21 protein-coding genes, 1 tRNA gene and 1 riboswitch are annotated in these 25,793 nt (G+C 71.2%); of the genes, 10 read left to right on the forward strand and 12 right to left on the reverse strand.

Annotated elements, in window-relative coordinates; translation table 11 throughout:
- Positions 1-121: 121 nt before the first annotated feature.
- The 6 genes from HNR76_RS08225 to HNR76_RS08250 all read right to left on the reverse strand — a co-directional run bounded on the left by HNR76_RS08225 (position 122) and on the right by HNR76_RS08250 (position 8,814).
- Positions 122-2,311, reverse strand: a complete 2,190-nt coding sequence (locus HNR76_RS08225; protein ID WP_162309623.1) for an ATP-binding protein — start codon at positions 2,309-2,311, stop codon at positions 122-124.
- A complete protein-coding gene (gene rpfG / locus HNR76_RS08230; protein WP_162309624.1) occupies positions 2,304-3,371 on the reverse strand; it encodes a cyclic di-GMP phosphodiesterase response regulator RpfG in 1,068 nt (355 codons plus the stop codon). The genes HNR76_RS08225 and rpfG overlap by 8 nt, the downstream gene beginning before the upstream one ends.
- Before the next feature lie 190 nt (positions 3,372-3,561).
- Positions 3,562-5,082 (reverse strand): lysine--tRNA ligase, encoded by a 1,521-nt coding sequence (gene lysS, locus HNR76_RS08235; RefSeq protein ID WP_162309625.1) that lies wholly within the window; start codon positions 5,080-5,082, stop codon positions 3,562-3,564.
- Positions 5,083-5,159: 77 nt separating this feature from the next.
- A protein-coding gene (prfB, locus tag HNR76_RS08240; RefSeq protein ID WP_162309626.1) for a peptide chain release factor 2 occupies positions 5,160-6,288 on the reverse strand; the annotation gives its coding sequence in 2 pieces (ribosomal slippage) (positions 5,160-6,212 and positions 6,214-6,288; 1,128 coding nt in all).
- A gap of 166 nt (positions 6,289-6,454) precedes the next feature.
- Positions 6,455-8,203: a hypothetical protein gene (locus tag HNR76_RS08245; protein ID WP_162309627.1), complete on the reverse strand. Its 1,749-nt coding sequence runs from the start codon at positions 8,201-8,203 to the stop codon at positions 6,455-6,457.
- A 14-nt stretch (positions 8,204-8,217) separates the two neighbouring features.
- On the reverse strand, positions 8,218-8,814 hold the full coding sequence (locus HNR76_RS08250) for an NfuA family Fe-S biogenesis protein (protein WP_162309628.1): 597 nt from the start codon (positions 8,812-8,814) through the stop codon (positions 8,218-8,220).
- Between the two features lie 89 nt (positions 8,815-8,903).
- Here HNR76_RS08250 and HNR76_RS08255 point away from each other — a divergent pair, with 89 nt between their 5' ends.
- From HNR76_RS08255 to zupT, 3 genes are read left to right on the forward strand one after another with little or no spacing between them, the layout of a single operon-like run.
- Entirely contained in the window at positions 8,904-9,248 is a 345-nt protein-coding gene (locus tag HNR76_RS08255; protein ID WP_162309629.1) for a 4a-hydroxytetrahydrobiopterin dehydratase, read from the forward strand.
- A 5-nt stretch (positions 9,249-9,253) separates the two neighbouring features.
- The gene (locus tag HNR76_RS08260; protein WP_162309630.1) at positions 9,254-9,664 is read left to right on the forward strand and encodes an energy transducer TonB; all 411 of its coding nucleotides are present in this window, start codon (positions 9,254-9,256) and stop codon (positions 9,662-9,664) included.
- Between the two features lie 59 nt (positions 9,665-9,723).
- On the forward strand, positions 9,724-10,533 hold the full coding sequence (gene zupT / locus HNR76_RS08265; RefSeq protein WP_162309631.1) for a zinc transporter ZupT: 810 nt from the start codon (positions 9,724-9,726) through the stop codon (positions 10,531-10,533).
- A 201-nt stretch (positions 10,534-10,734) separates the two neighbouring features.
- Here the strand turns inward: zupT and HNR76_RS08270 are convergent, their stop codons facing one another.
- A complete protein-coding gene (locus HNR76_RS08270; protein ID WP_162309632.1) occupies positions 10,735-11,697 on the reverse strand; it encodes an RluA family pseudouridine synthase in 963 nt (320 codons plus the stop codon).
- 427 nt (positions 11,698-12,124) lie between these two features.
- On the opposite strand from HNR76_RS08270, the gene HNR76_RS08275 reads away from it, so the two are divergent.
- A complete protein-coding gene (locus tag HNR76_RS08275) occupies positions 12,125-15,394 on the forward strand; it encodes an Rne/Rng family ribonuclease (protein WP_162309633.1) in 3,270 nt (1,089 codons plus the stop codon).
- Positions 15,395-15,499: 105 nt separating this feature from the next.
- Here the strand turns inward: HNR76_RS08275 and HNR76_RS08280 are convergent, their stop codons facing one another.
- Positions 15,500-16,147, reverse strand: a complete 648-nt coding sequence (locus HNR76_RS08280; RefSeq protein WP_162309634.1) for a response regulator — start codon at positions 16,145-16,147, stop codon at positions 15,500-15,502.
- A gap of 104 nt (positions 16,148-16,251) precedes the next feature.
- Between HNR76_RS08280 and HNR76_RS08285 the strand changes: the two genes are divergently transcribed.
- Both HNR76_RS08285 and crcB read left to right on the forward strand, forming a co-directional pair.
- Positions 16,252-17,184, forward strand: a complete 933-nt coding sequence (locus HNR76_RS08285) for a M28 family metallopeptidase (protein ID WP_162309635.1) — start codon at positions 16,252-16,254, stop codon at positions 17,182-17,184.
- 46 nt (positions 17,185-17,230) lie between these two features.
- Positions 17,231-17,296: riboswitch (Fluoride riboswitch) on the forward strand.
- 55 nt (positions 17,297-17,351) lie between these two features.
- The gene (gene crcB / locus HNR76_RS08290; protein ID WP_162309636.1) at positions 17,352-17,738 is read left to right on the forward strand and encodes a fluoride efflux transporter CrcB; all 387 of its coding nucleotides are present in this window, start codon (positions 17,352-17,354) and stop codon (positions 17,736-17,738) included.
- A gap of 115 nt (positions 17,739-17,853) precedes the next feature.
- Here the strand turns inward: crcB and HNR76_RS08295 are convergent, their stop codons facing one another.
- Positions 17,854-18,489, reverse strand: a complete 636-nt coding sequence (locus HNR76_RS08295) for a TetR/AcrR family transcriptional regulator (protein ID WP_162309637.1) — start codon at positions 18,487-18,489, stop codon at positions 17,854-17,856.
- Between the two features lie 94 nt (positions 18,490-18,583).
- On the opposite strand from HNR76_RS08295, the gene HNR76_RS08300 reads away from it, so the two are divergent.
- Entirely contained in the window at positions 18,584-19,240 is a 657-nt protein-coding gene (locus HNR76_RS08300; protein ID WP_162309638.1) for an O-methyltransferase, read from the forward strand.
- A 401-nt stretch (positions 19,241-19,641) separates the two neighbouring features.
- Here HNR76_RS08300 and HNR76_RS08305 read toward each other — a convergent pair.
- Positions 19,642-19,731 (reverse strand) — tRNA-Ser (locus HNR76_RS08305).
- A gap of 120 nt (positions 19,732-19,851) precedes the next feature.
- Complete coding sequence (locus HNR76_RS08310; RefSeq protein WP_162309639.1) at positions 19,852-20,826, reverse strand: LysR family transcriptional regulator; 975 nt, start codon at positions 20,824-20,826, stop codon at positions 19,852-19,854.
- Between the two features lie 119 nt (positions 20,827-20,945).
- Here HNR76_RS08310 and HNR76_RS08315 point away from each other — a divergent pair, with 119 nt between their 5' ends.
- Positions 20,946-21,542 (forward strand): FMN-dependent NADH-azoreductase, encoded by a 597-nt coding sequence (locus tag HNR76_RS08315; RefSeq protein ID WP_162309640.1) that lies wholly within the window; start codon positions 20,946-20,948, stop codon positions 21,540-21,542.
- Between the two features lie 120 nt (positions 21,543-21,662).
- Here the strand turns inward: HNR76_RS08315 and HNR76_RS08320 are convergent, their stop codons facing one another.
- Complete coding sequence (locus HNR76_RS08320) at positions 21,663-23,729, reverse strand: EAL domain-containing response regulator (protein WP_162309641.1); 2,067 nt, start codon at positions 23,727-23,729, stop codon at positions 21,663-21,665.
- Positions 23,730-23,878: 149 nt separating this feature from the next.
- On the opposite strand from HNR76_RS08320, the gene HNR76_RS08325 reads away from it, so the two are divergent.
- Both HNR76_RS08325 and nagZ read left to right on the forward strand, forming a co-directional pair.
- Positions 23,879-24,394 carry a CYTH domain-containing protein gene (locus HNR76_RS08325; protein WP_162309642.1) on the forward strand — a complete coding sequence of 172 codons (516 nt, stop codon included), beginning with the start codon at positions 23,879-23,881 and terminating at the stop codon, positions 24,392-24,394.
- 336 nt (positions 24,395-24,730) lie between these two features.
- Complete coding sequence (gene nagZ / locus HNR76_RS08330) at positions 24,731-25,744, forward strand: beta-N-acetylhexosaminidase (protein ID WP_162309643.1); 1,014 nt, start codon at positions 24,731-24,733, stop codon at positions 25,742-25,744.
- The last annotated feature ends 49 nt before the right edge of the window (positions 25,745-25,793 follow it).

Here is a 25,793-nt window from a genome sequence, read left to right on the forward strand (position 1 = left end):
GGCGCCCTGGCGCCGGCAAGACCGGAGGCCGCGATGGCCGGAGGTGGCCATCGCGGCGCTGCGTTCGTCGCCGGCCGAAGCCGCTCCTGCGGTTCCAGCCACGCCTGCGCGTGCCGCCCGGTCAGCTCTCGCCGCCGTCGCGCGCGTCCGTGCCCTGGCCGCGCAGGCGCACGGCCAGGATCTCGCGGCCCTGGGCGAGGCCGGCGTCCAGCGCTTCCACCTGCGAGCGCCATTCGTCGCGCATCTGCCAGTCGGCCAGGCGCATGATCCGGCCGCCTCGCTCGGCCAGGCCAACCAGCCCCATGTTCGCCGCCACGCCCTTGATCGCATGCGCGTGCTCGCGCAGCCGCTCCCAGTCGGAGGCATCGCCGGCCTGGCGCATCGCGCCGATGCATTCGGCGGCGTCGGCCAGGCAGTGGCCGACGAACTCGCGCTCGAACTCGGCGCCCAGGCCCAGCGCGGCCAGTTCGTCCAGCACCGAGGGGTCCAGCGGGCCGGCATCGGCACCGGGCCGACGTTCCCGTGCGGGTGCGGGCGCCGCGTCGGTACTGCGGCGCTGGCGCTGGGTCGCGATGTCGGCCAGCACCTCCAGCAGGCGCGCCGCCGCCACCGGCTTGGCCAGGAAAGCGTAGGCGCCGGCCTGTTCGCAGCGCTGGATCGACTCGGGGGTGACATCGGCGCTGAGCATCACCACGGGCGTGCGCGTACCGGCGCCGGACTGCATCGCCCGCAGTTGCCGCAACAGGTCCAGCCCGCTGACGCCGGGCATGTGCAGGTCCACGATCACCGCGTCGTAGTCGGCCACGGCCAGCAGGTCCAGCGCCCGCTCGCCGCCATCGACGCTGGTGACCCGGTGCCCGGCCTTCTGCAGCAGCCGCTGCAGGACGGCACGGTTGGCCTCGTAATCGTCCGCCACCAGCAGCCGCATGGCGCGCACCCGGGCGCGATGGCGCAGGAACGGATCGGCGAAGGCGATGACGTTGTCGCCCTCGGCCGCCACCCCGTCCGCTTCCCTCGCGTCGAAGGCGGGCACGGATACGGGCGGTGCCGGGATGTCGAAGGGCACCTCGATCCAGAACCGGCTGCCCCGCTCTTCGGGGCTCTCGAAGCCGATCCGCCCGCCCATCGCCTCGGTCAGCCCGCGGGCGATGGTGGTGCCCAGGCCGGAACCGCCGTAACGCCGCGCCAGGCCGGCATCGGCCTGCTCGAAGGCCTCGAACAGGCGCCCGCGCATCTCCACGGGCACGCCGATGCCGGTATCGGTGATGGCGAAGCGCAGGCAGGCGCGGCCGTCCTCGGCCGGCGCGGGCGTGGGCGCCACGTCCACCCGCACCCGTCCCTGGTCGGTGAACTTGACCGCGTTGCCGACCAGGTTGAGCAGTACCTGCCGCAGGTGCCCGGCGTCGCCGCGCAGCAGTTCGGGCACCTGCTCGTCGATCACCACCAGGTAGTCCAGGTTCTTGGCCTTGGCTTGCGGCTGCAGGATCAGGCCGATGCCGGCGACCAGCGCGCGCGGGGAGAAATCCTCCGGGTAGAGCTTGATCTTGCCCGCCTCGATGGCCGAGATGTCCAGCACGTCCTCCACCAGCGCCAGCAGGCTGCGGGTGGAAGCCTGGATGGTGCGCACGCACTCGCGCTGCTCCTCGTCCAGGCGGGTGGTGCCCAGCAGCTCGGACATGCCCGCCAGGCCGTTGAGCGGGGTGCGGAACTCGTGGCTCATGTTCGCCAGGAAGCGGCTCTTGGCCTCGCTGGCGCGATGCGCCTCATCGGTGGCGCGGGTCAGCCGCCGCAACAGGCTGGACAGGTACAGCGGTATCGCCGCCAGCCCGGCCAGCAGGCCGATGCCCAGCACGCCGGTGCGCGCCCAGTAGTCGTTGAGCACCAGCACCGCGCCGAAGCTGGCCAGGGCCATCGCCACGGCCAGCAGCAGGTAGCGGTTGCCGTAGCGCAGGCCGTTGCCGACCGTCACCCACATCACCACCACGTAGACCCAGGCCAGCGGCTCGCCCATGCGGATCATGCCGGCGGCCATCAGCCCGTAGTCGGCGAGCATGCCGGCGATGCGGCGCGCGTCCGAGCGGCCCGGGTCGGCCAGCAACGCAACGAACAGCCCCAGGCCCAGCACCAGCCCGCCGAGCACGATCGCCAGCACGTCGCGGTACTGCTCCGGCGCCAGCCCGCCGCGCGAGGACGGCAGCAGCACGTAGGCCAGGATCAGCACGATCAGTGCGATCCGCACCAGCGCCTGGCCATGCTCGCTGTCCCCGCGTTGCGAGAGCCGCTCCCTCAGCCAGGCGATGGCGTCACGCATCTCCCAGCCCTCCCGGCCGCGCGAAGGCGGTGGAGTACTGCTCGCAGATCTGTTGCAGGCGTGCGCGGCTGCGCACCAGCGCGTCCACGCAGTGCGGGTCGAACAGGCGCCCGCGCTGCGCGTACAGGTAGGCCAGCGCGGCGTCCATCGTCCACGCCTCCTTGTACGGCCGCGGCGAGATCAGCGCGTCGAACACGTCGGCCACGGCCACGATCCGCGCCTCCAGCGGGATCGCCTCGCCGGCCAGGCCGTCGGGATAGCCGCTGCCGTCGTAGCGTTCGTGGTGGCGCAGCGCGATCAGTGCGCCGGCCTGGATGAAGCGGTTGCGGCTGCCGGACAACAGCTCGTAGCCGATGCGCGGATGCCGGCGCATGATCGCCATCTCGTCCTCGTCCAGGCGCCCGGGCTTCATCAGCACCGCGTCGGGAATGGCGATCTTGCCGATATCGTGCAGCGGCGCGGCCATCTCGATGGTACGCGCCTCATCCTCGGGCAGGCCCATGGCCTCGGCGACCAGGCCGGCCACCCGCGACATCCGCTCCAGGTAGGCGCTGGTCCCCGCGTCGCGGTACTCGATGGCGCGGGCCAGGCGCGACAGGGTCTCGCGCTCGCGCTCCTCGACCTCGTGCATGCTCGACAGCAGGTGCTGCTCCAGCGACATCGCCCGCTGCTTCACCGTCTCCGACTGCTGGCGCAACTGCAGCAGGTTGTGGCAGCGCGCGCGCAGCTCGCGCGGGCGCACCGGCTTGACCAGGAAGTCGATCACGCCCGATTCCAGCGCGGCCTGGCGCACCGGTTCGTCGCCGACCACGGTCACCAGAATGATCGGGATGTCGCGGTGCTTGGGCAGGCGGCGGAAGCGGCGCGCGAACTCCAGCCCGTCCATCCCCGGCATGCGGTAGTCCAGCAGCAGCAGGTCGGTCGGGTTGTCGCTGCACCAGGCCAGCGCCTGGCGGGCGTCGCCGAAGTCGTGCACCGCCAGCTCCGAGGCGATGTCCTCGATGATGTGGCGCAGCATCGTGCGTGCCGATGCCTGGTCGTCGACGATGACGATGTCCACGTTCCTGCCCGTCCCTGCCCGACCCGAATCCGGACCCGCAGAATAGCGCGCCGGCGGTCGATGTCACGCCTGGCCGCGGCGCAGGCGCCTTCCGGCCCGCATCCGTTCCGGGGCGATGGGATGCGCCGGCGCGCAAGCACGAAGCATGCCATCGGCACGGCAGGCGGCAGGGTTGCGCCTGCGCGAAGACTCAGCCGGCCTGCTCCGGGCGCATGTACGGGAACAGCAGCACGTCGCGGATGGACGTGCTGCCGGTCAGCAGCATGACCAGGCGATCGATGCCGATGCCCAGGCCGCCGGTCGGCGCCATGCCGTACTCCAGGGCGCGGATGTAGTCGGCGTCGTAGTGCATCGCCTCGTCGTCGCCGCCCTCCTTGGCCTCGACCTGGGCCCTGAAGCGCGCGGCCTGGTCCTCGGGATCGTTCAGCTCCGAGAAACCGTTGGCGATTTCCTTGCCGTGGATGAACAGCTCGAAGCGGTCGGTGTAGCCCGGCTCGGTGTCGCTGGCGCGGGCCAGCGGCGAGACCTCCACCGGGTGGTCGGTGATGAAGGTCGGCTGGACCAGCGTGTGCTCGACCGTGGCCTCGAAGATCTCCAGCAGCAGCTTGCCCCAGCCGTACGCCGGCTTGACCCGGATCTTCAGCCGCTCGCAATGGCGCAGCAGCGCCTCGCGGTCGGTGCAGTCGGCCGCGGAGATCTCCGGGTTGTGATGGCGCACCGCCTCGTCCATGCGCCAGCGGCGGAACTTCGGCTCCAGGTCGATGGCCGCCCCGTCCCATTCCACCTGCACGGTGCCCAGCACCGACCGGGCGGTGTCGCGGATCACGTTCTCGGTCAGGTCCATGACCTCGTGGTAGGTGGCGTAGGCCTCGTACAGCTCCAGCATGGTGAATTCGGGGTTGTGCCGGGTCGACACGCCCTCGTTGCGGAAGTTGCGGTTGATCTCGTACACCCGCTCCAGGCCGCCGACCACCAGCCGCTTGAGATACAGCTCCGGCGCCACCCGCAGGTACAGTTGCAGATCCAGCGCGTTGTGGTGGGTGACGAAGGGCCGGGCCGTGGCGCCGCCGGGGATGTAGTGCATCATCGGCGTCTCCACTTCCAGGAAGCGGCGCTCGTCCAGCCAGGCGCGGAGGGCGCGGATGATGCGGCTGCGCTTGACGAACACCTCGCGCGCCTCGGGAGTGACGATGAGGTCGACGTAGCGCTGGCGGTAGCGCTGCTCCACGTCGCTCAGGCCGTGCCACTTGTCCGGCAGCGGGCGCAGCGACTTGGTCAGCAGGCGCACGCAGGCGGCCTTGACCGACAGTTCGCCGGTGCGGGTGCGGGTCAACCCGCCCTCCACCGCCACGATGTCGCCCACGTCGAACGACTTGAACGCCTCGTAGCCCTCGCCCAGCGCGTTGGCCTGCAGGAACGCCTGGATCCTCCCCGACTCGTCCATCACCTGGGCGAAGCTGGCCTTGCCCATCACCCGCTTGGCCATCAGCCGGCCGGCCACCGCCACCCGCACGGGCAGGGCTTCCAGCGTCTCCACCGTCCACCGCTCCGCATCGGCATACCGGTCCTGCAGGTCGCCGGCGTAGTCGGTGCGCCGGAAGTCGTTGGGGAAGGCCACGCCCTGGCCGCGCAGCGCGGCGAGCTTGGCGCGGCGCTCGGCGATCAGGTGGTTCTCGTCGGCGTGCTGGGGGGGTTGGGTCGCTTCGTTCATCTCTTGCCCGTCGCTCCCGCGGAAGCGGGAGTCAGATTCGTCTTTTGCCGTCGTTCGCGCCTGCGCGGGAGCGGCGATCAGGCGGCATCGGTGCGCTTGGAGCCGACCTGCAGGCCGGCCTTGAGGCTGGCCTGGACGAACTCGTCCAGGTCGCCGTCCAGCACCTTCTGGGTGTCGCTGCGCTCGATGCCGGTGCGCAGGTCCTTGATCCGGCTCTGGTCGAGCACGTAGTTGCGGATCTGGCTGCCCCAGCCGATGTCGGACTTGGTGGCCTCCACCGCGTCCTTCTCGGCGTTGCGCTTCTGGATCTCCAGCTCATAGAGCTTGGCCGCCAGCATCTTCATCGCGCGGTCGCGGTTGGCGTGCTGGCTGCGCTCGGTCTGGCAGGCCACGACAATGCCGCTGGGCACGTGGGTGATGCGCACCGCCGATTCGGTCTTGTTCACGTGCTGGCCGCCGGCGCCGGAGGAGCGGTACACGTCGGTCTTCAGGTCGGCCGGGTTGATCTCGATGTCGATCTTGTCGTCGACCTCGGGCGCGACGAACACCGAGGTGAAGCTGGTATGGCGGCGGTTGTCCGAGTCGAACGGGCTCTTGCGCACCAGCCGGTGCACGCCGGTCTCGGTCTTCAGCCAGCCGTAGGCGAAGTCGCCCTCCACACGGAAGGTGGCCGACTTGATGCCGGCCACTTCGCCGCCGGATACCTCCAGCAGCTCGGTCTTCCAGCCGCGCGACTCGGCCCAGCGCAGGTACATGCGCAGCAGGATCTCGGCCCAGTCCTGGGCCTCGGTGCCGCCGGCGCCGGCCTGGATGTCGACGAAGGCATTGGCCGGGTCCATCTGCCCGGAGAACATGCGCTGGAATTCCAGCTTCTCGATGTCGCCCTGATAGCGGTCCACGTCGGCCAGCACCGCGCTGGCGGTGTCCTCGTCCTGCTCGCTTTCGGCCAGTTCGAGCAGTTCGGCCGATTCGCTCAGGCCCTCCAGCACCGAGGCGATGCCGCCGACGGTCCTGTCCAGGAAGGCGCGCTCGCGGCCCAGCGCCTGCGCCCGTTCCGGGTCGTCCCAGACGTTGGGCAGTTCAAGCTCGCGATTGACCTCTTCCAGACGCTCCTTCTTGGCGTCGTAGTCAAAGATACCCCCGTAGCGAGACCACCCGCTCGGTCAGGTCGGCGATGCGCTGGCGGACGGGATTGAGTTCGATCATGGCGACGGTGCGGGCGTGAAAAACAGCCGCCAATTCTAGCAGCTTGGACACTGTACCCCCGCATGTGCGGGCACCACGGCCCGGGCGGCCCGCCGGCGCGGGCGCAAGCGACGCCGGACGGCGGCGCCCCCGGAAACCGGTGTTGCAGGCACCGGCGGGCCGGAGCCTACGCAGGCGGCGTGGCGCCGTCGGCTTCCTGCAGTTCCGGCTTGAACGGCACGTCCGGCGGCGGCCGGGCGACGGCCGGCTGCTCGTTGAGGTTGGGGTCGGTGATGCCGCATCCGCCGCCCAGTTGCAGCAGCGAGATCACGCAGTTGATCTTCTTGCCCCGGGTGCCGGGGATCGGGATGGCGACCGACTGGATGCCCTTGCGCACCCATTCGGCCAGCAGCGATTCGTTCGGCACCCAGTAGCGGTCGAAGCGGGTCGGCTCGTAGTCGTACGGCGGGCGCTTGAGCCAGGTGCCGGCCTGCTCGATGCGCTCGCGGGTCCAGGCGTCATTCTCGCCGCCGGGCGCGCCGCGCTCGGCCGTGCCCTCGCCCGGCCCCTGCCCCGGCCCCTGTCCCGGCCCTTCGCCCTGGCCTTCGCCGGGCAGGCGCACCCGGCCCTGGCCGTCGAACAGTCCCGGTGCACCGCCCGGGCGGCGCTCTCCCGTGGACGACTGCCCCCAGTCGTCGCCGCGCAACGCACTCTCCCAGCCGCTGCTGGCGGCAGGGCGGGACCCGGCCGGTGCGTTGCCGCTGGACGTATCCCGTGCGGCGCTGCCCGGTGCGCGACCCGGAGTGGGCGCGGCGCTGGCCGCCGCAACCGACGCAGAGGCGGGGCCGGAGGCGGACGAGGGCGCCGCCGCCGAAGCATCGGCCGACGGGTCCGGCGCCGCCGGCAGGGACAGTTCGCGCTGGCGCACGGCGGCCTCCGGCGCGCGCAATTCGGCATCCCTGCGCGGTACGGGCAAGTCCACCGGGCGCACCGCCAGTTCCGGCAGCGGCTCGTCGACCTCGCGCCGGCGCAACTGCGGCTCGGCGGGCCGCGGCGCCTGCAGGTCGACGGCGCGCGGCGGCGGCTGCAAGGATGGAATCTCCACCACCGCCACCTCGCGCTGCCTGACCTGGACCTCGGGCATCGGGCGGGCCGGCACCTGGCGCGTGGTGGTGGGCGGCAGCACGTATTCGCGGGTGGGGCGCTCGACCTCGGTCACCTGGACCGGCTGCTCGGCGGCCGGGGGCGCGATCTCGGGCTCGGGCACCTCGCGCACCGCCAGGGGCATCTCGGGCGGCACGGGCACCGATGGCGCATCGGCGGCGATCTCGACCCTCGCGATGGGCGGCGCCGTGATCTCGGCGGCCTGCACCTCGGGCGATGCCGGCGGCGCAGCGTCGGCCGCCGCCGCCCGCGCGGCCTGCGCCGATTCCCGCGAGGTGGCCGCGGGCGGCGCGGGCGCGGCATCGCCTTGGCCGCCCTCTCCCGCCTGCGGGGTGCCGGGGTCGCCACGGCCGATGAATCCCACCTCGACTCGTTCACCGCCGCCTCCGGCCTCGGCCGGGGGAGGCGGCAGCCGCGCCTGCAGCCAGGCGATCCAGGCCAGCGCCACGATGAAGAGCAGGTGAAGGAGCAGGCTGCTGGTTCCCGAGGCCCAGCGCATCGGCCGTTCGTCGCGCGGCGCCGGCAGCCAGCCCTGGCGGAACAGCCCCAGAAATGCGTGCCAGGGGCCTAGTTCCGGTTCGCGCACGGGTGCCGTGCGCGGCCGCTGCAGCAGCGCGGCGGCCATCTCGCCGGCCCGGGCGGTGCCCGGCAGCGGCGGGGCCGCCTTCATCCACAGCGCCCAGCCATAGGGCATGCCGGTGCTGCGCTCGACCAACGGACGGGCCGGCGCGCGCGCGATCAGCGCCTGGATGATGTCCGCCGCCCCCGTCACCGGAGCACGCCGTCCTAGGCTGAACTGCCGCGCGGCATGTACGGCGCCGAGCCGGTGTCGTGGTCGGTGGCGTCGCGCACGGCGGTCACGCCCGGCACGCGGCCTATCAGGGTCTTCTCGATTCCTTGCTTGAGGGTCACGTCGGCCATGCCGCAACCGTGGCAGCCGCCGCCGAAGCGCAGCAGCACCACGCCCTCGGCCGACACCTCCTGCACCGTGGCGCGGCCGCCGTGGGAGGCCAGTTGCGGGTTGATCTCGTTCTCCATCACCCAGCGCACGCGCTCCACCAGCGAGGCCGAGTCGGCCGGGGCCTGGCCCTTGATCTTCGGCGCGCGGATGGTCAGTTGGGCACTGGCGCCCTGGTAGACGTAGTCGATCTCCGCCCCGTCCAGCCAGGCCACGCTGTCGGCGGCCACGTACAGGGTGAAGCCGTCACAGTCCACCGCCCACTCGTCGCCGGCCAGCTCGGCCGGCTCGGCGAACTCCAGCCGCGCATCGGCACGCGAGGTGCCCGGATGCATGGCGCTCAGCCGCACGCCCAGGCCCGGAATCGCCTCGCGCTCGACCAGCTTGCGGAAGTGTGCCTGCGCGGTGTCGGAAATGTTGATCATGCGGGTATTCTAGCCCCGACCCGGCGGCTGTCCGCAGCCCCCCTGCGATGGTCCGCCCGGCGGTTCAGCAAGGCACGACGGAGGCGCCCATGTCCGATCTCATCCCGCTTGCGCAGGCCCATTGCATGCCGCGGCCCGGCCACGAGCATCGCCTCGGCCAGGCCCGCATCGCCGAACTGCTGCCGCAGGTTCCCGGCTGGGAGCTGGCCGAGGAAGGGCGCGCACTGGTGCGCACCTTCCGCTTCAAGGACTATCACCGCACGATGGCCTTCGTTAACGCGCTGGCCTGGATCGCCCACCGCGAGGACCATCACCCGGACCTGAGCGTGCACTACGATCGCTGCGCGGTGCGCTTCTCGACCCACGACGCCGCTGGCCTGAGCGAGAACGATTTCATCTGCGCGGCCCGCGTCGCCGCACTGCTGGAGGAATGAGCCCGATGTCCGCACGTCCCGCCTTGGCGATGACCGCCGCGATCCTCGCCGCATCGCTGGCCGGTTGCGGCGGCGACGCCCCGCCCCCGCCGCCGCCTTCGACCCCGGTCGCCGCCATCCGCACGCCGCCGCCGGAATACCCGCTGGCGCTGGCGTGCGCCGGCATCGGCGGCCAGAGCGTGCTCAAGGTCACGGTCGGCCCGGCCGGCACGCCCACCCGGATCGACATGGTTCGCGGCAGCGGCAACGACGACCTGGACCTGCGGGCGCGCGAGGCGGTTCAGGGCTGGACGTTCAGGGCCGCCACCCGCGGCGGCGAGCCGGTGGCGCAGACCATCCAGGTACCGGTCAACTTCACCCCGCCGGCGGTGCGGCCGGACGCCTGCTTCGCACTGGATGCCGGTCGCGCGCGCTGACGCGCCCGGCCGCACGCCCAGCCCGATCCACGCCGCCTCTTCAAGGAAGATCCCGGTCCATGCACGACATTCCCACCTCCGCCGTCCTCGCCGCGCTGGCGGTCACGCTCGCCGCCGGCCTGGCCACCGGCCTGGGCAGCCTGCTGGTGATCTTCGCGCGCGGGCCCAACCCGCGCCTGCTGGCCTTCGGCCTGGCCTTCGCCGGCGGCGCGATGGTCTACGTGTCGCTGTCGGAGATCCTCAACAAGTCCATCGCCTCGTTCACCGCCGCCTACGACGCGCGCATCGGCTTCGCCCTGGCCACCTTCGCGTTCCTGGCCGGAATGGTGCTGATCATGCTGATCGACCGGCTGGTGCCCAACCCGCACGACAGCCTGACCACCGAAGACCCCTCGCTGCGCGAGCACAACCGCGACTACGTGCGCCGGGTCGGCCTGATGACCGCGGTGGCGATCACCGCGCACAACTTCCCGGAAGGACTGGCCACGTTCTTCGCCACCCTGGAGAACCCGGCCGTGGGCCTGCCGCTGGCCTTCGCCATCGCCATCCACAACATTCCCGAGGGCATCGCCATCGCGGTGCCGGTGTACTACGCCACCGGCAGCAAGCACTACGCCTTCATCGCCAGCCTGCTGTCGGGGCTGGCCGAACCGGTGGGCGCGCTGATCGGCTACGCCCTGCTGTCCAGCGTGCTGTCCGAAGCCGTGTTCGGCGCGGTGTTCGGGGTCATCGCCGGGGTGATGGTGTTCCTGGCCATCGACGAACTGCTGCCGGCGGCCAAGCGCTACGCCAAGGGCCACGAGACGGTCTATGGCCTGGTCAGCGGCATGGGCGTGCTGGCGGTGAGCCTGGTGATGTTCAAGTGGTGAGAGGCGCCGCCGGACCGCGCGCTTCGAGGTTGCCGTCCCGGCCGGCGAAAGCAGGCGACGGTTGCTCCCGGGTCGCCGAAGGCGCAAGACGCCGCGTTCGAGAGCCCGCCGTCCCGCGGGCCGCTTCCGAAGCCGGCATTCCCGTCGGCGCGCGCCTGGCCCCGGCCCCGGCGCGCACCGGCTACCCGCCACCGACGGCCATCATTCCAACCGGTCCAGTACCTCTCGAAGTTCCGGGGCCAACGGCGCGCTGACGGTGTAGGGCGTCCGCCCCTCGTCCAGGGCGAACTCCAGCGAAGCCGCATGCAGGAACAACCGGCGCAGGCCCACCTTGTCGCGCAGGCGGCGGTTGGCCTCCGGATCGCCGTACTTGTCGTCGCCGGCCACGGCATGGCCGATGTGCTGCGCATGCGCCCGGATCTGGTGGGTACGCCCGGTGTCGATCCTCACCTCGCAATAGGACTGCCCGCCACGCCGCTCCAGCACCTTGAAGTGGCTCACCGACGGCTTGCCCGCGGGATTGACCTGCACGTGGCGCTCGCCGCCCTGGCGCAGGCCCACGTGCAGCGGCGCATCCACGCTCATCGTGCCGTCCGGCATCCGCCCGGCCAGCAGGGCCAGGTAGCGCTTGCGGATGCCGCCGCCCGCCCCGCCCTCGCGCATCAGCGCCTGCAGCTCGGACAGGGCCGAGCGCTTCTTGGCCACCACCAGCACCCCCGAGGTATCCCGGTCCAGGCGATGGACCAGTTCCAGGGTCTGCCCGGGGCGCAGCGCGCGCAGGGTCTCGATCGCGCCGAAGCTGATCCCGCTGCCGCCGTGGCTGGCCACGCCCGAGGGCTTGTCCAGCACCAGCAGGCGCGCATCCTCGAACACGATGGCCGCCTCGATCCGCTGCAACAGGCCGGGCGCAGGCGTGCCGCGCTCGGCCTCTTCGCCCAGCCGGACCGGCGGGATGCGCACCTCGTCGCCGCCCGCCAGCTTGCGCTCGGCCTTGGCCCGGCCGCCGTTCACCCGCACCTGGCCGCTGCGCACCAGCTTGTACACCAGGCTGCGCGGCGCGCCCTTGAGCTGGCCCAGCAGGAAATTGTCCAAACGCTGGCCATCGCGGTCGTCGGGCACCTTCACGGTGCGGGCGCCGGACCGGGCGGAAAGGGGGTCGGTCATTGACTTGTCAATTCTGCTAGACTCGGCCGGCGATGTAAGGGTTTGATTCCGCTGGAAGAAGCTGTCGGGCCAGAAGCCCCGGCTTCCCGCGATCCCGGCAAAGTGCGCGGCCACCGCCCTCGGGGCGGCCATGTTAGCGGCTTGCAGGCAAATCCGGCCATGGCCCGGTGGGTCAGAGCACCGGTAGCTGAACACGTCCCGTGCGGCGCCCGCGCCGCCGGCCTGCTGTACTCAAAACACCATTAGAAAAAAGCGCTCCCGCGGCCCGCCGTGGTGTTGCAGCGCTGGAAATAACGATCCTTCCGGACGCGCCTGCGCGACGGATGGCAAAGCCCGCACTTCCCCCGCAGACACGCGAAGGGAGCGCGCGGGATTCCAGGACGCGAGCACCCGGCGTTCCGCGCGTAGAGCGCGCGAGGAACGCACCATGAAGCGAATGCTGATCAACGCCACGCAGGCCGAAGAGCTGCGCGTGGCCATCGTCGATGGCCAGAACCTGTACGACATCGACATCGAACAGCCGTCCAAGGAACAGAAGAAGTCCAACATCTACAAGGGCCGCATCACCCGGCTCGAACCCTCGCTCGAAGCGGCCTTCGTCGAATACGGCGCCGAGCGCCACGGCTTCCTGCCGCTGAAGGAAATCTCCCGCGACTACTTCCAGAACGGCGTCGACCCGAACAAGGCCGGCATCCGCGAACTGCTGCGCGAAGGCCAGGAAGTGGTGGTCCAGATCGACAAGGACGAGCGCGGCAACAAGGGCGCGGCCCTGACCACGTTCATCTCCCTGGCCGGCCGCTACATGGTGCTGATGCCCAACTCGCCGTCGGCCGGCGGCGTGTCGCGCCGGATCGAGGGCGAGGACCGGGCGGAACTGAAGCGCGCCATGGACGCGCTGAACATCCCCGACGACATGGGCGTGATCATCCGCACCGCCGGCGTCGGCCGCGACGCCGAAGAGCTGCAGTGGGACCTGGACTACCTGCTGGCCGCCTGGCGCGCGATCGCCGAGGCCGCGCTGAGCAAGCCGGCCCCGTTCCTGATCTACCAGGAGTCGCGGCTGATCATCCGCGCCCTGCGCGACTACCTGCGCGCCGACGTCGGCGAGATCCTGGTCGACACCGAGGAGATGTACAACGACGCGCGGGAGTTCATGGAGCAGGTGATGCCCCAGACCCTGCGCAAGCTCAAGCACTACAAGGACGACATCCCGCTGTTCAACCGCTTCCAGATCGAATCGCAGATCGAGAACGCGTACGAGCGCAACGTGCGCCTGCCTTCCGGCGGCGCGCTGGTGATCGACCAGACCGAGGCCCTGACCGCGATCGACGTCAACTCCGCGCGCGCCACCAAGGGCGGCGACATCGAGGAGACCGCGTTCCATACCAACCTGGAGGCGGCCGAGGAAGTGGCCCGCCAGTTGCGCCTGCGCGACCTGGGCGGCCTGGTAGTGATCGACTTCATCGACATGTCCTCGTCCAAGCATCAGCGCGAGGTCGAGAACCGCCTGCAGGGCTCGCTCAAGTACGACCGCGCCCGCGTGCAGCTCGGCCGCATCTCCCGCTTCGGCCTGATGGAGATGAGCCGCCAGCGCCTGCGCGCCAGCCTGGGCGAGTCCAGCCAGATCGTCTGCCCGCGCTGCGAGGGCCACGGCCGCATGCGCAGCGTGGAGTCGCTGTCGCTGTCGATCATCCGCGTGGCCGAGGAGCACGCGATGAAGGAGAACACCGGGCAGGTGCTGGTCCAGGCCCCGGTGGAGATCGCCAACTTCCTGCTCAACGAGAAGCGCGGCGCCCTGCGCGAGATCGAGAACCGCCACGACGCGCCGATCATCATCGTCGCCGACGAGCAGTTGCACACCCCGCACTACGAGGTCACCCGCCTGCGCGAGAACGAGCTGGGCGAGGAAAGCGGCAGGCCCAGCTACCAGCGCGGCACCCCGCGCAAGCTGCCGGTGCACGCCCTGACCAAGGCCCAGCTCAACATTCCGCCGCCGCCTGCGGTCACCCGGGTGGCCCCGCCGCGTCCGGCGCCGGTACGCGAGGAACGCGAGGACGCCCCCGTCGCAGTGGCCGCCGCCGCGCAGGCGTCCGCGCCCGCCGTGGCGTCCGGCGGCGTGGTCGGTTTCTTCAAGCGCCTGTTCGGTGCCGGCGAAAGCGCGGCCGCCTCCACCCCGGAGCGCACCCGTCCGGCGGGCCGAGGCGGCAACCGCAACGAACGCCCGCGCCGCGACGGCCGCAGCAACGAGGCCGGCATCCCGCAGAGCCAGGGCAACCGCGGCCAGGCACAGAAGCGCGGCAAGGCCGGCAACGGCGAGCAGGCGCAGAAGCAGGAGCGCAAGCCGCAGTCGTCCAGGTCGGCGCAGCCGGGCCAGTCGTCGGGCAAGGGCGGCAACGCCGGCGCGCAGAAGCCGCAAAACCGACCGCAGAAGCCGGCGCCGGCCGAGGCCGCCAGTCCGGCTGCCGCCGCCAGGCCCGCACAGGCCCAGCCCGCGCCGCGTCCGCGCAACGAGGACGCCGTGCCGGCCACCGCCGCGCAGCCTGCGCCCGATGAAGCCGCCACCCTGACCACCGCGGCGGCCATCGCCGTGGCCACGCCGGCCATCCACGCCGCCGCCGCCGCGCCTGAAGAGACCCCCACCGCCGAGGCCGCGGCGCCCGTCCAGAATGGCGAAGCCCCGGCCACGGCCGAAGGCACGATGCCGGAGGGCGGCCGTCGCCGCCGTGGCCGTCGCGGTGGCCGCCGCCGCCGCCGTGGCGAAGCCACCGGCGCCCTGACCGACAACGACCAGGAATCGGCCGAGGAACTGGACGAGACGCGCGACGAGGCCGATACCGGCTTCGACGCCGACGAGGCCCGTGCCCACGCCGCCAGCACCATCGCCGGCCAGCCGGAATTCGACTTCGACGACATCGTGCCCGCCGCGCCACCCGCTCCGGCCCGGCCCTCGCCCGCCCCCGCCGCGACCGGCGATGCGAGCGATGCGCAGGCGCCGGTCGAGGCGGCCCCCGTGCAGCCGGCCACGAACGCAGGCAGTCCGCAATCCGAAGACGCCAGCCCCTCCACTGGGGAACCGGCCAGCCGCCGGCGCAGGGCGAACATCGCTCCGACCGAGGCGGCGATCCACCCGCAACAACCGGAGGCGCCCACCCCGACCGAAACGGTGGACCGGCAGCCGGAAACGGAGGCCAGCCCGGTGATGGCGGCCAGCCCACGTCCCGAGGTGCGCGTCGCCGCGGTCGAAGCGGCGACTCGCCCGCAACCGGACGTGCAGCCGGAAGCAGACGCCGTCCCGACGCCAGCGGAAGCCGATCCGCAGCCGGAAGCCGCGATCGCTCCAGCCGAGACCGCCGTCCTCGCCGCCACCGCTTCCAGCGATGATTCCGTCGGCGTGCAGCCGCCGGAACCGGAACCGCGCGCAACGGCTGAAGCGTCCGTGGCGTCCGACGCGGACGCAGGGAAGCAACACGCCTCGCCGACCACCGCCGCACCGTTCACCGGCGCCGGCCTGTTCGACCAGTTGCAGCCCGAGCGGGCATCGCCCGCAACGGTTGCCGCGCAGGCTGACGCCGCCGGCGCGGCGCAGGCGCAGGCGCAGGCGGCCACCGCACAGGCCGCGGCCGCCGGCGAAGGCGATGAAGAGGATGAGGCCGCAACCGAGGCGGCAGGCGGCACGCATCCGCGCCCGTCTCCCTGACGGGCCGCGCCCGCCAGCCGGAATCCGCCGAGAGCGGGGCCGGCCGGCGGCGGATCGCAACACGCCGGAATCGAAGGGCCGGCCGGCAACGCGCCGGCCCATGGCCTACAGCGAATTGCCCGGATCCATCAACCCGTAGCGGGTGGCCAGGCGCGCCAGGGCGATGTTGTCCTGCACGCCGAGCTTCTCGAACAAACGCGACTTGTGCGTATTGACGGTCTTGGCGCTCAGGCTCAGGCGCCGCGCGATGGTGTCCTGGCGCAGCCCCTGCACCAGCAGCATCGCCACCTCCAGTTCGCGCGTGGAAAGATGGTCGAACGGCGAACCCTCGCCGTCGACGCTGGCCAGCGCCATGTTCTGGGCGATGCTGCTGCCCAGGCAACGCTTGCCGTTGGCCACGTCGCGCACCGCGCGCAGCAGTTCGCGCGCATCGCCGCCCTTGCCCACGTAGCCGTACGCGCCGACGTCCAGCAGGCGCCTGGGCAGTGGACCGTCCTCCAGCACTGACACGATCAGCACCCGCCCCGGCAGACCGCTGCGCACGATGCGCTCGGTCACTTCCAGCCCGCTGATGCCGGGCAGGTGCAGGTCGCACAGGATCACGTCCGGCTTGAGCCTGCGCACCATCGGCAGCGCTTCCTCGCCGCTCTCGGCCTCGCCAATTACCTCGATGCCGGTTTCCGCCGACAGGATCATGCGCAGGCCGGTCCTGACCAGCGCATGGTCGTCCACCAGAAATACACGAATGGTCATGCCGCTCCCTCGGTATGCCCTTCAAGCAGCCTATCGCCCGCCCCGCCACCGGGCAAGCCGGCTTGCGGGCATACTTTCGCCTGACCTCTTCCGGAATGTTCTGCATGATCACGATCGCCCCGCGACACGCGCGCGCCATGCGCGCGCACGACACGCGCACATGCGCCGCATTCGCGCTGTGCCTGGCGCTTTGCGCATTCGCCGCCGCTCCGGCCGCGGCCGATGCGCCGCGCGCCGACCTGGTGCAGGCGTGGCGCACGCAGGTGGCGAGCATCAGCGACGGCGCCGACACGCCCGCGCGCGAAGCGGCGATCGCCCGGCGCCTGGATGCGATGGGCATCGCGTGGCGGGCGGAGGAATTCGAACTGGACGGCAAGCGCGGCCGCAACCTGCTGGCCGATCTCGGCGGCGCGGACGATGCGCCGCTGCTGCTGGTCGGCGCGCACTACGACCGGGTGGACGTCGGTCACGGCGCCACCGACAACGCCTCGGGCGTAGCCACGGTGCTGGCCCTGGCCCAGGCGCTGCAGGCCCGGCCGCTGGCGGCGCACAGGGTGAAGCTGGCGTTCTGGGACCTGGAGGAGCACGGGCTGCTCGGTTCGCGCGCCTGGGTCGCCGCGCCCGGCCAGGAGCGCCCGGCGCTGTACGTCAACTTCGACGTGTTCGGCTGGGGCGACACGCTGTGGATGATGGCCCCCGAGGCCGGCGATCCCCTGGTGGAGGCGCTGCGCCGGTCCAGCGCGGCCGAAGGCATCGGCCTGCAGGCCGGCCAGGCCTATCCGCCCACCGACCACCGCGCCTTCCTCCAGGCCGGATGGCCGGCGGTGTCGTTCTCGCTGGTGGGCGGCGACGAGATCGCCGGCATCCTCGACGTGTTCGCCGGGCGCCGGCCGGCGCAGGCGCCGAAGGTGACGCAGGTGATCCACAGTCCGCAGGACGACGCCACGCAACTGGATTCGCGGCACGTGCCGGCGGCACTGCGCGCGCTGGAAGCCGGGCTGCGCGCCTGGGACGCCGCGGCCGGCACCCCGCGCTGACGTTCGCGGCCGTACCGGTGACCACGGCCGCGTCCTTCTGTATCGTGCGGTCGACGGAGATGGCATTCCTCCGATAACCGCCGCGCGCGCGGCTGATGATGCCTGCGAACCGGCCCGGGCGGGCCGCGCGGGCTTCCGTGCGCCTGTCCCCCAACCTGGACAGTGCCATGTGGAAACCGATCCTCGCCATCGCCCTCGGCTCGACCCTCGGCGGACTGCTGCGCTGGCTGCTGAGCACGCAGTTCAACGCGGTGCTGCCGAACGTGCCGCTGGGCACGCTCTCGTCCAACCTGATCGCCGGCTACGTGGTCGGGTTCGCGATCGCCTGGTTCGCGCTGGCGCCGGGCATCTCCCCCGAGTGGCGCCTGCTGGTGATCACCGGCTTCTGCGGCGGGCTGTCCACCTTCTCCACCTTCTCGGTCGAAGTGGTGGCGCTGCTCCAGCGCGGCGCGCTGGGCTGGGCCGCCGGGATGATCGGCATCCACGTGTGCGGCTCGGTGCTGATGACCGTGGCCGGCATCGCCACCTGCCAGTGGCTGCGGCCGCTGTCCTAAGGCCGGCGGGACCGGGCCGGGGGCGTGCCTGCGCTGCCGGGTAGCCGCGGGAGCGGGACGTGCGGGCTGCCGATGAGCGCTATGCCTACGCCCCCCTCCGGCGATCAAGTCCATTCTAGAGATCGCGGTCAAGGGTCTTGAGATAGGCGCAGAACATGTCCGCCATGGCTTCGGCGTAGCCTTCGATTTCCTGCACCGTTCGCGGCGTTCCCGAAAAGCTCTTTCCCACCGCGCTCAGCGTCGTGCAGATCAGGTCGCCCGCAAGTTCGCGTAGCTCGTCCGTCGCGCCAGGGAGCGCCTCGCGCATGAACGCCTCGATCGCCCAATCGCCCTCCGCCCGTGCATCCCGCGCTTCCGGGGCATCGCGATAGAGCGGAGCGGCATCGTCCAGCGCCACGCGAACGCTAGCCTCATCGCATTCCGAGCGGATGAAGGCATGGACGAGGTGTCGCAGCCGTTCAAGCGAAGGCCTGGCCGTATCGCCAAGGATCGCCTTCCACTGGTGGCCTGTCTGTCGCCACTCGTCGCTTTGCAGCCGGAACAGAATGGCCGCCTTGTTCGGGAAATACTGGTAGAGCGACCCCACGCTGACACCGGCCTTCTCGGCCACCCGCGCAGTGGTGAAGCGGGGTGCGCCTTCCGTCGCCAGAACCTGAACAGCCGCCTCCAGGATCGCCGCCACAAGGTCGGTCGAGCGGGCCTGCTTGGGCTGCTTTCGCAAGGAAATCCGGGCGGCTGGACGATCCGGCATCTGGGCTCGCACGAATGCGATTAGAAAACGCGATGGATCAATCGTATTTTACCGAGCAAGACGAAGCAACCTTTTCTCGGAACGGAGCCTCTCTATGACCACCTTGAATACCGCACCGCTTGCCCCGCTCCTGGCGCGCTTGTTCGCGGAGGCCGACGCGGCAACCAGCCCTGCAATGTCCGCCCTCTCCCGTGAAGAACGGGACCGGCTGATGCACAGCAAGACGGAATATCTCCACCTCTATGGGCTGATGAAAGACCTGTGGCTGCCCGTCTCGCGGGAGACGGGCGTGTTGCTCTACATGCTCGCACGCAGCACGCGCGCGCGAAGCATTGTCGAGTTCGGCACCTCGTTCGGCATTTCGACCCTGCACCTGGCGGCCGCGCTCCGCGACAATGGCGGCGGACGCATCATCACCAGCGAATTCGAGCCCTCCAAGGTGGCGCGGGCGCGTGAGCACCTGGTCGAAGGCGGCCTTGCCGACCTGGTGGAGGTTCGCGAGGGCGATGCCTTGAAAACGCTGGGCGCCAACCTTCCCGAGGCGGTCGACCTGCTGCTGCTCGACGGAGCGAAGCCGCTTTACCCCGAAATCCTGGGCCTCATGGAAAGCCGCCTGAAACCCGGCGCGCTCATCGTCGCAGACAATGCCGACTTCTGCCTGGAATATCTGGAGCGCGTCCGCGCACCGGGCGGGGGCTACATGTCCGTGCCGTTCGCAGAGGACGTGGAACTTTCCATGCGGATGGGCTGAGCGATCGCCTGCCGTGGCAGCGCTTCGCAGGCCGGCCATCTCGAAAGAAGCGCCGATCGGCCGCGCCTGCCTGCGGCCGGCTATTGGAAGCGCGACGAGGCCCTCCCCTGACCGATCGCGACTACGCAGCCAACACCGATTAAGGAGATCGCAGAAGTGATCGGCCGCCGACCTGGAGTACCGGTCGAGCCGAGGGACCGCGACCACTTTGGCGGTTCGCCCACTTTGCCGGCGCGCAATTGTCCGCCCCCAGTGCTCGAACCCGTTCGGTCCTGGGCTGGGAACCCGCCGGCCTCGGCCTTGTCGCCGACATCGACCGGCCTGGCTACTGCGCCTGAATTTCCAAGCGAACGGGCAACCCATGCCCGTCCCCCCAAGCAATTCGGCAACGTGCGCGGTAGTGGAGGAAGCGGTGGGATTCGAACCCACGGAACGCTCGCGCGTTCGGCGCATTTCAAGTGCGCTGCCTTAAACCGCTCGGCCACGCTTCCATCGAGACGTCCAAGAATCTGCTAAGCGGCACTCCCCGGCAACACAGCGGATACGGCCAACGCGTTGTGTTACCGCCGTTTCGTTGACGCCGGCGATTGTCGCATGCGCCCGGCCGCCGATCAGCCGGCCTGGGCGGCCTCCGCCGCCGGCGCGTCCTCCTTGCGCCCGCAGTTGCCGCAGTCCAGGCGCGAGGACTCGATCTGGCGCGGCAGGTGTTCGGCCAGGAAATCGATGAACACCCGTACCGCCGGCAGCAGGCCGCGGCGCGAGGCGAACACGGCGTGGCAGATGCCCTGCGGCAGCGACCACTCCGGCAGCACCACTTCCAGCTCGCCGCGGCGCACGGCCTCGGCGCAGACCGTCTCCGGCAGCATGGTGATGCCGAAGCCGTCCTTCACCATGGACTGCAGCAGCGGGAAATCGAAACCGGCCACGCGCGGCTGCAGGTCCACCCGGCGCACTTCGCCGCCGGGACCGTGCAGTTCCCAGCGCTGGTGCGCGTCGTCCTCGTGAATGCTCAGGGTCAGGTGCGAGGCCAGGTCGGCCGGGTCCTTCGGGCGGCCGGCGCGGTTCAGGTACTTGGGGCTGGCCACCAGCAATTCCTGGATGTGGCCGAAGCTGCGCATCACCAGGCTGCCGTCGTCGTCCAGCCGCGAGCGCACCCGCAGGGCCACGTCGAACCCCTCGTTGATCAGGTCCACGCGGCGGTTGCCGATGTGCAGTTGCAGGCGCACCTTCGGGTACTGGTCGAGGAACCTGGGCAGCAGCTTGGGCAACTGCTGCTGGGCCAGCGCCACCGGCACGCTGACCCGGACCACGCCGCGCGGCTCGGCGCTGAGGCGGTCCACCACCTCGCGCGCGGCCTGGGCCTCGGCGAGCATGGTCTGGGTATGGCGATAGACGCTCATGCCCACGTCGGTCACCGCGAAACGGCGGGTGGAGCGCTGCAGCAGGCGCACGCCAAGCTCGGTTTCCAGTTGGCTGATGCGCCGGCTCAGGCGCGACTTGGGAATGCCCAGGGCGCGCTCGGCGGCGGCAAAGCCGCCGTGTTCCACCACCATCGCGAAGTAGTACAGGTCATTGAGATCCTGCATGGAATTAACTCCATATCTAGAACGTACGGTGATATAAAATCATCTTTATCCCATAATTGCAACAAAGGATAGTGGCCTCCGACGCGGCACCCGCCGCCAGCAGGTTGGAGGAACACTACATGAAGCTTCTGCACATCGATTCCAGCGCCCTGGGCGCCCAATCCGTGACCCGCGACCTGAGCGCGGCCATCGTCGCCCATTGGTCGGCGTCCGTGGACGGGCTGCGGCTCGAATACCGCGACCTGGACCGCGATCCCCTGCCCCACCTGACCGCCGGCAGCCTGGCCAAGGCCGACCCGGAGCAGGCCGCCGAGGCCGAACGCACGCTGGACCAGTTCCTGCAGGCCGACGTCGTGGTGATCGGCGCGCCCATGTACAACTTCACCATCCCGTCCACGCTCAAGGCCTGGATCGACCGCATCGCGGTGGCCGGGCGCACCTTCCGCTACACCGAAAACGGTCCGCAGGGGCTGGCCGGAGGCAAGCGGGTGATCGTCGCCAGCGGCCGCGGCGGCGTGCACACCGGCGCGGCCACCGACTTCCAGGAGCCGTACCTGAGGCAGTTGTTCGCCTTCCTCGGGGTCGAGGACGTCGAGTTCGTCCGCGCCGAGGGCGTGGCCTACTCGCCACAGCACCGGGCCGACGCGCTCGCCGCGGCACGGGCCTCGATACCCTCGCCGCGGCCGGCGAGCGAGGCACTGCGCGTGGCGGCCTGACCGGCTGTCCGCGTTCTCCCTCCGCCGCCATCGTCCCGGTACCGCCGGGGCATGGCGGGCGGAAGCCGGGAATGCCGTTCTCCCTCGGCGCCGCGCATGCCGCCGCGGCGCGCGGCCGGCTCAGCCGAAGTCGAAGTTCATCGCCGCGCCCACCGGCGCGACGAAGTCGCCGCACACGTAGTCCACGCCCGCGCTGAACAACTGGCTCATTGCCTGGGCCTCGCCCACCTCGCCGGCCAGGGTGACGATCTGCTCGCGCTGCGCGCGCGCGGTGATCTCGCGCACCTTGTCCTGCGCCTCGCCCGGCTTGCCCATCTCCTCGGTGAGGTCCGGGTCGACCTTGACGAAGGCCGGCTTGAAGTGCGCCAGCAACTGGAACGAATCCAGGCCCGAGCCGAATTCCTCCAGGCCCACCCGGCAGCCCATCGGCGCCACCGCGGCGAGGAACTCCTGGGCGCTGCGCAAGTGGGTGAAGACCTTGGCCTCCGGCGCCTCCAGCCACAGGCGCTCGCCGGGCACGCCGTGCGCGGCCAGCTCGTCGCGGATCAGCGCGGCCATCGCGTCGCCGCCGAACGACGCCGGGCCGATCCGCACCAGCAGCCGGGTCTGCCGGCCGGCGCGCTCGCGCTCGCCCAGCACGGCGATGGCCTGGCGCACCACCCACTGGTCGATTTCGCCCAGCAGGCCGTGTTCCTCGGCGATGCCCAGGAAGCCCGACGGGGTGACCAGCTCGCCGTTGGCGTCCACCCGCAGGTGCGCCTCGTAGAGTTCGCCCGGCTCGCCCTGCAGGCTCAGCACCGGCCGGTAGTACAGGACGAAGCCCTCGCCGGACAGGGCCTGGCGGATACGCGCCACCCACAGGGCGATGCGTTCCTCCTCGGCGCGGTCGACCGCGCCCGGGTCGAACACCTGGGCCGTGTTGCCGCCCAGCTCGACGGCCGCGTGCAGGCACTGGTTCGCCCGCGCCAGGATCTGCGGCACGCTGGCGATCTTCTCACCGATCTGCACGCCGCCGATGCTTGCGGTGACCGCCACCGAGCGCTCGCCCACGCTGAACACGTGAGTGGCGAAGGCGTCGCGCAGGGCCTCGGCCGCGGCCTTGGTGCGGGCATGGTTGCCTTCCAGCAGCAGGGCGAAGTTGTGCTCGCCGAAACGCGCGGCCTTCACGTCCGCGTCGACCGTGGCGCGCACGCGCCCGGCCAGCGCGGCCACCAGCGCATCGGCCGAGTCCAGGCCGATGTCCGGCAGCAGCCGCGCGTAGTGGTCCGGCTCGACCAGCAGGAAGCCGTACTGGCCGCCGTCGCGGCCGACCTGGGCCACCGCCCCTTCCAGCAGGTGCATGAAGGTGGGCCGGTTGAGCAGGCCGGTGACCTGGTCGCGCTGGCGCAGTTCCTCCACCTCGCGCGCCAGCTCCGGGTCCAGTTCCTCGCGGCGGCGGAACACCACCTGCACGCAGGCCTCGCCCTCGTAGGTGGCGGTGGCAAACTCCATCTTCGCCGGGAAGGTGCTGCCGTCGGCGTGGCGCGCCTCCATCAGGTATTCCGGCGGCGGCGGCTCGCCCTTGGCCAGCGACTTGAGCAGTTGCTTGAAGTCCTCGATGTGCTGCGAACCGACCAGGTCCAGCAGCGACATGCCCTCCACGTCCTCGAACTCCTCGAACCCGAACATCTCCAGGTAGGCGTCGTTGGCGCGGATGTGCATGCCCTCGTGGATGTAGGCGATCGGGTCGCGCGAGGAAGCGATCAGCGAATCGCAGCGGCGCTCGGTCTCGCGCAGTTGCGCCTCCAGCCGGCGCAGGCTGCGACGCGCGTCCAGGTCGGCGGTCTCGCGGCGCACCGTCTCCAGCACGTGCTCGGGGCGATGCTTGAGCACCAGCGCGCGGACCCCGCTACCCAGCGCGTCGAGCACGGCGGATTCGTCGACTGCCTCGACCAGGGCCAGCAGCGGCACGTCCTTGCCGCTGGCCGCCACCTGGGTGCGCACCTGCTCCAGCGTCATGGCCGCCGAGTCCGCGGCCATGACCAGGTCGACCGGCTGGCTGGCGACCATCTGCGCCAGTTCGGCGGCGTTCTGCGGGCGCAGCGGGCGCACCGCGATGCCGCCATTGCGCAGGGCACTGACGATCGCCTCGGCGTCTTCCACGCTGTCGTCGACGATGAGCAAGCGAATCGCTGAGTCTTTCTGCATGCGTTGGGCCGGAACGGGGAAACCTGCGGGGGGAGTCGGTTTAATACACGAAGGCCGCCGGAGCGTCCATGATCCGCCGCGGGCCGGGCGCATCCGGCGGCCCGGTCTCCGCTAGCATGCCGCCTTCGGAAAGCGTAGCGCGACGGGCCATGGCCATCGAGATCGAGCGCAAGTTCAAGGTGCGGGGCGACGGCTGGAAGGCCGCCGCCGAGCGGGTCCAGGCGATGGCCCAAGGCTATCTCAACGGCCTGGACGCGATCGAGCAAGGCACGCAGAACGCCTCGGTACGGGTGCGCATCGAGGGTGGGTCCGCCTTCCTCAACCTCAAGTCGCGGCAACTGGGCCGTACCCGGCACGAGTTCGACTACCCGGTCCCGGTGGAGGACGCACGCCAGCTCCTGGAGCTTTGCGTCGGCGGCCGCGTCGAGAAGCGCCGCCATTACGTGCGCCATGCCGGCCACCTCTGGGAAGTGGACGAGTTCCTCGGCGACAACGCCGGCCTGGTGGTGGCCGAGATCGAGTTGGACTCGCCCGACGAGGGCTTCGCCCGCCCGGACTGGCTCGGGGAGGAGGTCACCGACCAGCCGCGCTACTACAACCTGGCGCTGGCCGCGCGGCCGTACTCCCGGTGGAGCGCCGCCGAGCGCGAAGGCTGCCTGTCGTAGGCACCGGCATGGCGGGCGGGCGGGCGCGGCGACACGAGGCCGGCCATTCCAGCGGAGGCCGCCAAGCGGCATACCGGGCATCCCGGCCGCTTCGGCCCCGTCGCCGACTGAAACCGGCTCCTCCACGAAGCACCGGCATGCCTTGCCGTTGTAGGAGCCAGGCACAGCCGGCGACTGCCATACCCGCATGCCGGCCATCCCAGGCGCCCAAGGCGGTCGCGGCCGCAGCCGCCCCCGCCGGGACGGCCATTCCGGCCACGGCCGACTGACCGTCCCAGCGGCTTCTGCCACAATGCCCGAGGCGCGCGGACCGCGCGCGACCCGGAGTTCCCACGCATGCTCGTGATCGGCGTCGCCGGCACCGAACTGACCGCGCAGGAGCGCGACTGGCTGCAGCACGACGCGGTGGCCGGGGTGATCCTGTTCAAGCGCAACTTCGCCTCGCGCGCGCAGGTCGCCGAACTGGCGGCCGCCATCCGCGAAGCGGCGCCGCGCCCGCAACTGGTCTGCGTGGACCAGGAGGGCGGGCGCGTGCAACGCTTCCGCGACGGCTACAGCCCGCTGCCGCCGCTGCTGCGCTTCGGCGAGCTGTACGCGCGCGACCCGGACGCGGCCCTGGCCCTGGCCGAGGAACATGCCTGGCTGATGGCCAGCGAGGTGCGCGCCAGCGGCGTGGACCTGAGCTTCGCCCCTGTGGTGGACCTGGCCCGCGGCAACCGCGCCATCGGCGACCGCGCCTTCAGCGACGATCCGCAGGTGGTGGCGGCCTTCACCCGCGCCTACGTGCGCGGCATGCACGCCGTGGGCATGGCCGCCACGCTCAAGCACTTCCCCGGCCACGGCACCGTGCTGGAGGACACCCACTTCGACGACGCGGTGGACCCGCGCCCGCTGGAGGTGCTGCGCGCGCAGGACCTGGTCCCGTTCGCGGCCGGCATCGACGCCGGCGCCGACGCGGTGATGATGGCCCACGTGGCCTACCCGGCGGTGGCACCGGAACCGGCCGGCTACTCGCCGTTCTGGATCCAGCGGATCCTGCGCGAGCCCGTCGCCAACGGAGGGCTCGGCTTCCGCGGCGTGGTCTTCTCCGACGACATCGGCATGGCCGCCGCGTTCTCCGCCGGCGGGATCAAGGCCCGGGTCGACGCGCACCTGGACGCCGGCTGCGACGTGGTCCTGGTCTGCCACCCGGAACGGGTCGACGAATCCCTGCGCGCGGTCGCGGGCCGCGCCCTGAACACCGCTGCGCTGATCGGCCTGATCGGCCGTGGCGCGCTGGGCTGGGACGGCCTGCTGGCCGACGCCCGCCATGCCGGCGCGCAGTCGCGCCTGCCGGCATCCGCCGCCTGACCGGCCGCCCGCGCCGGTTCCGCCCCGCTCCTATCCGGTAGCCTCCTCC

Origin of the sequence: Pseudoxanthomonas broegbernensis, assembly GCF_014202435.1 — a bacterium.
GTDB classification, from domain to species: domain Bacteria; phylum Pseudomonadota; class Gammaproteobacteria; order Xanthomonadales; family Xanthomonadaceae; genus Pseudoxanthomonas; species Pseudoxanthomonas broegbernensis.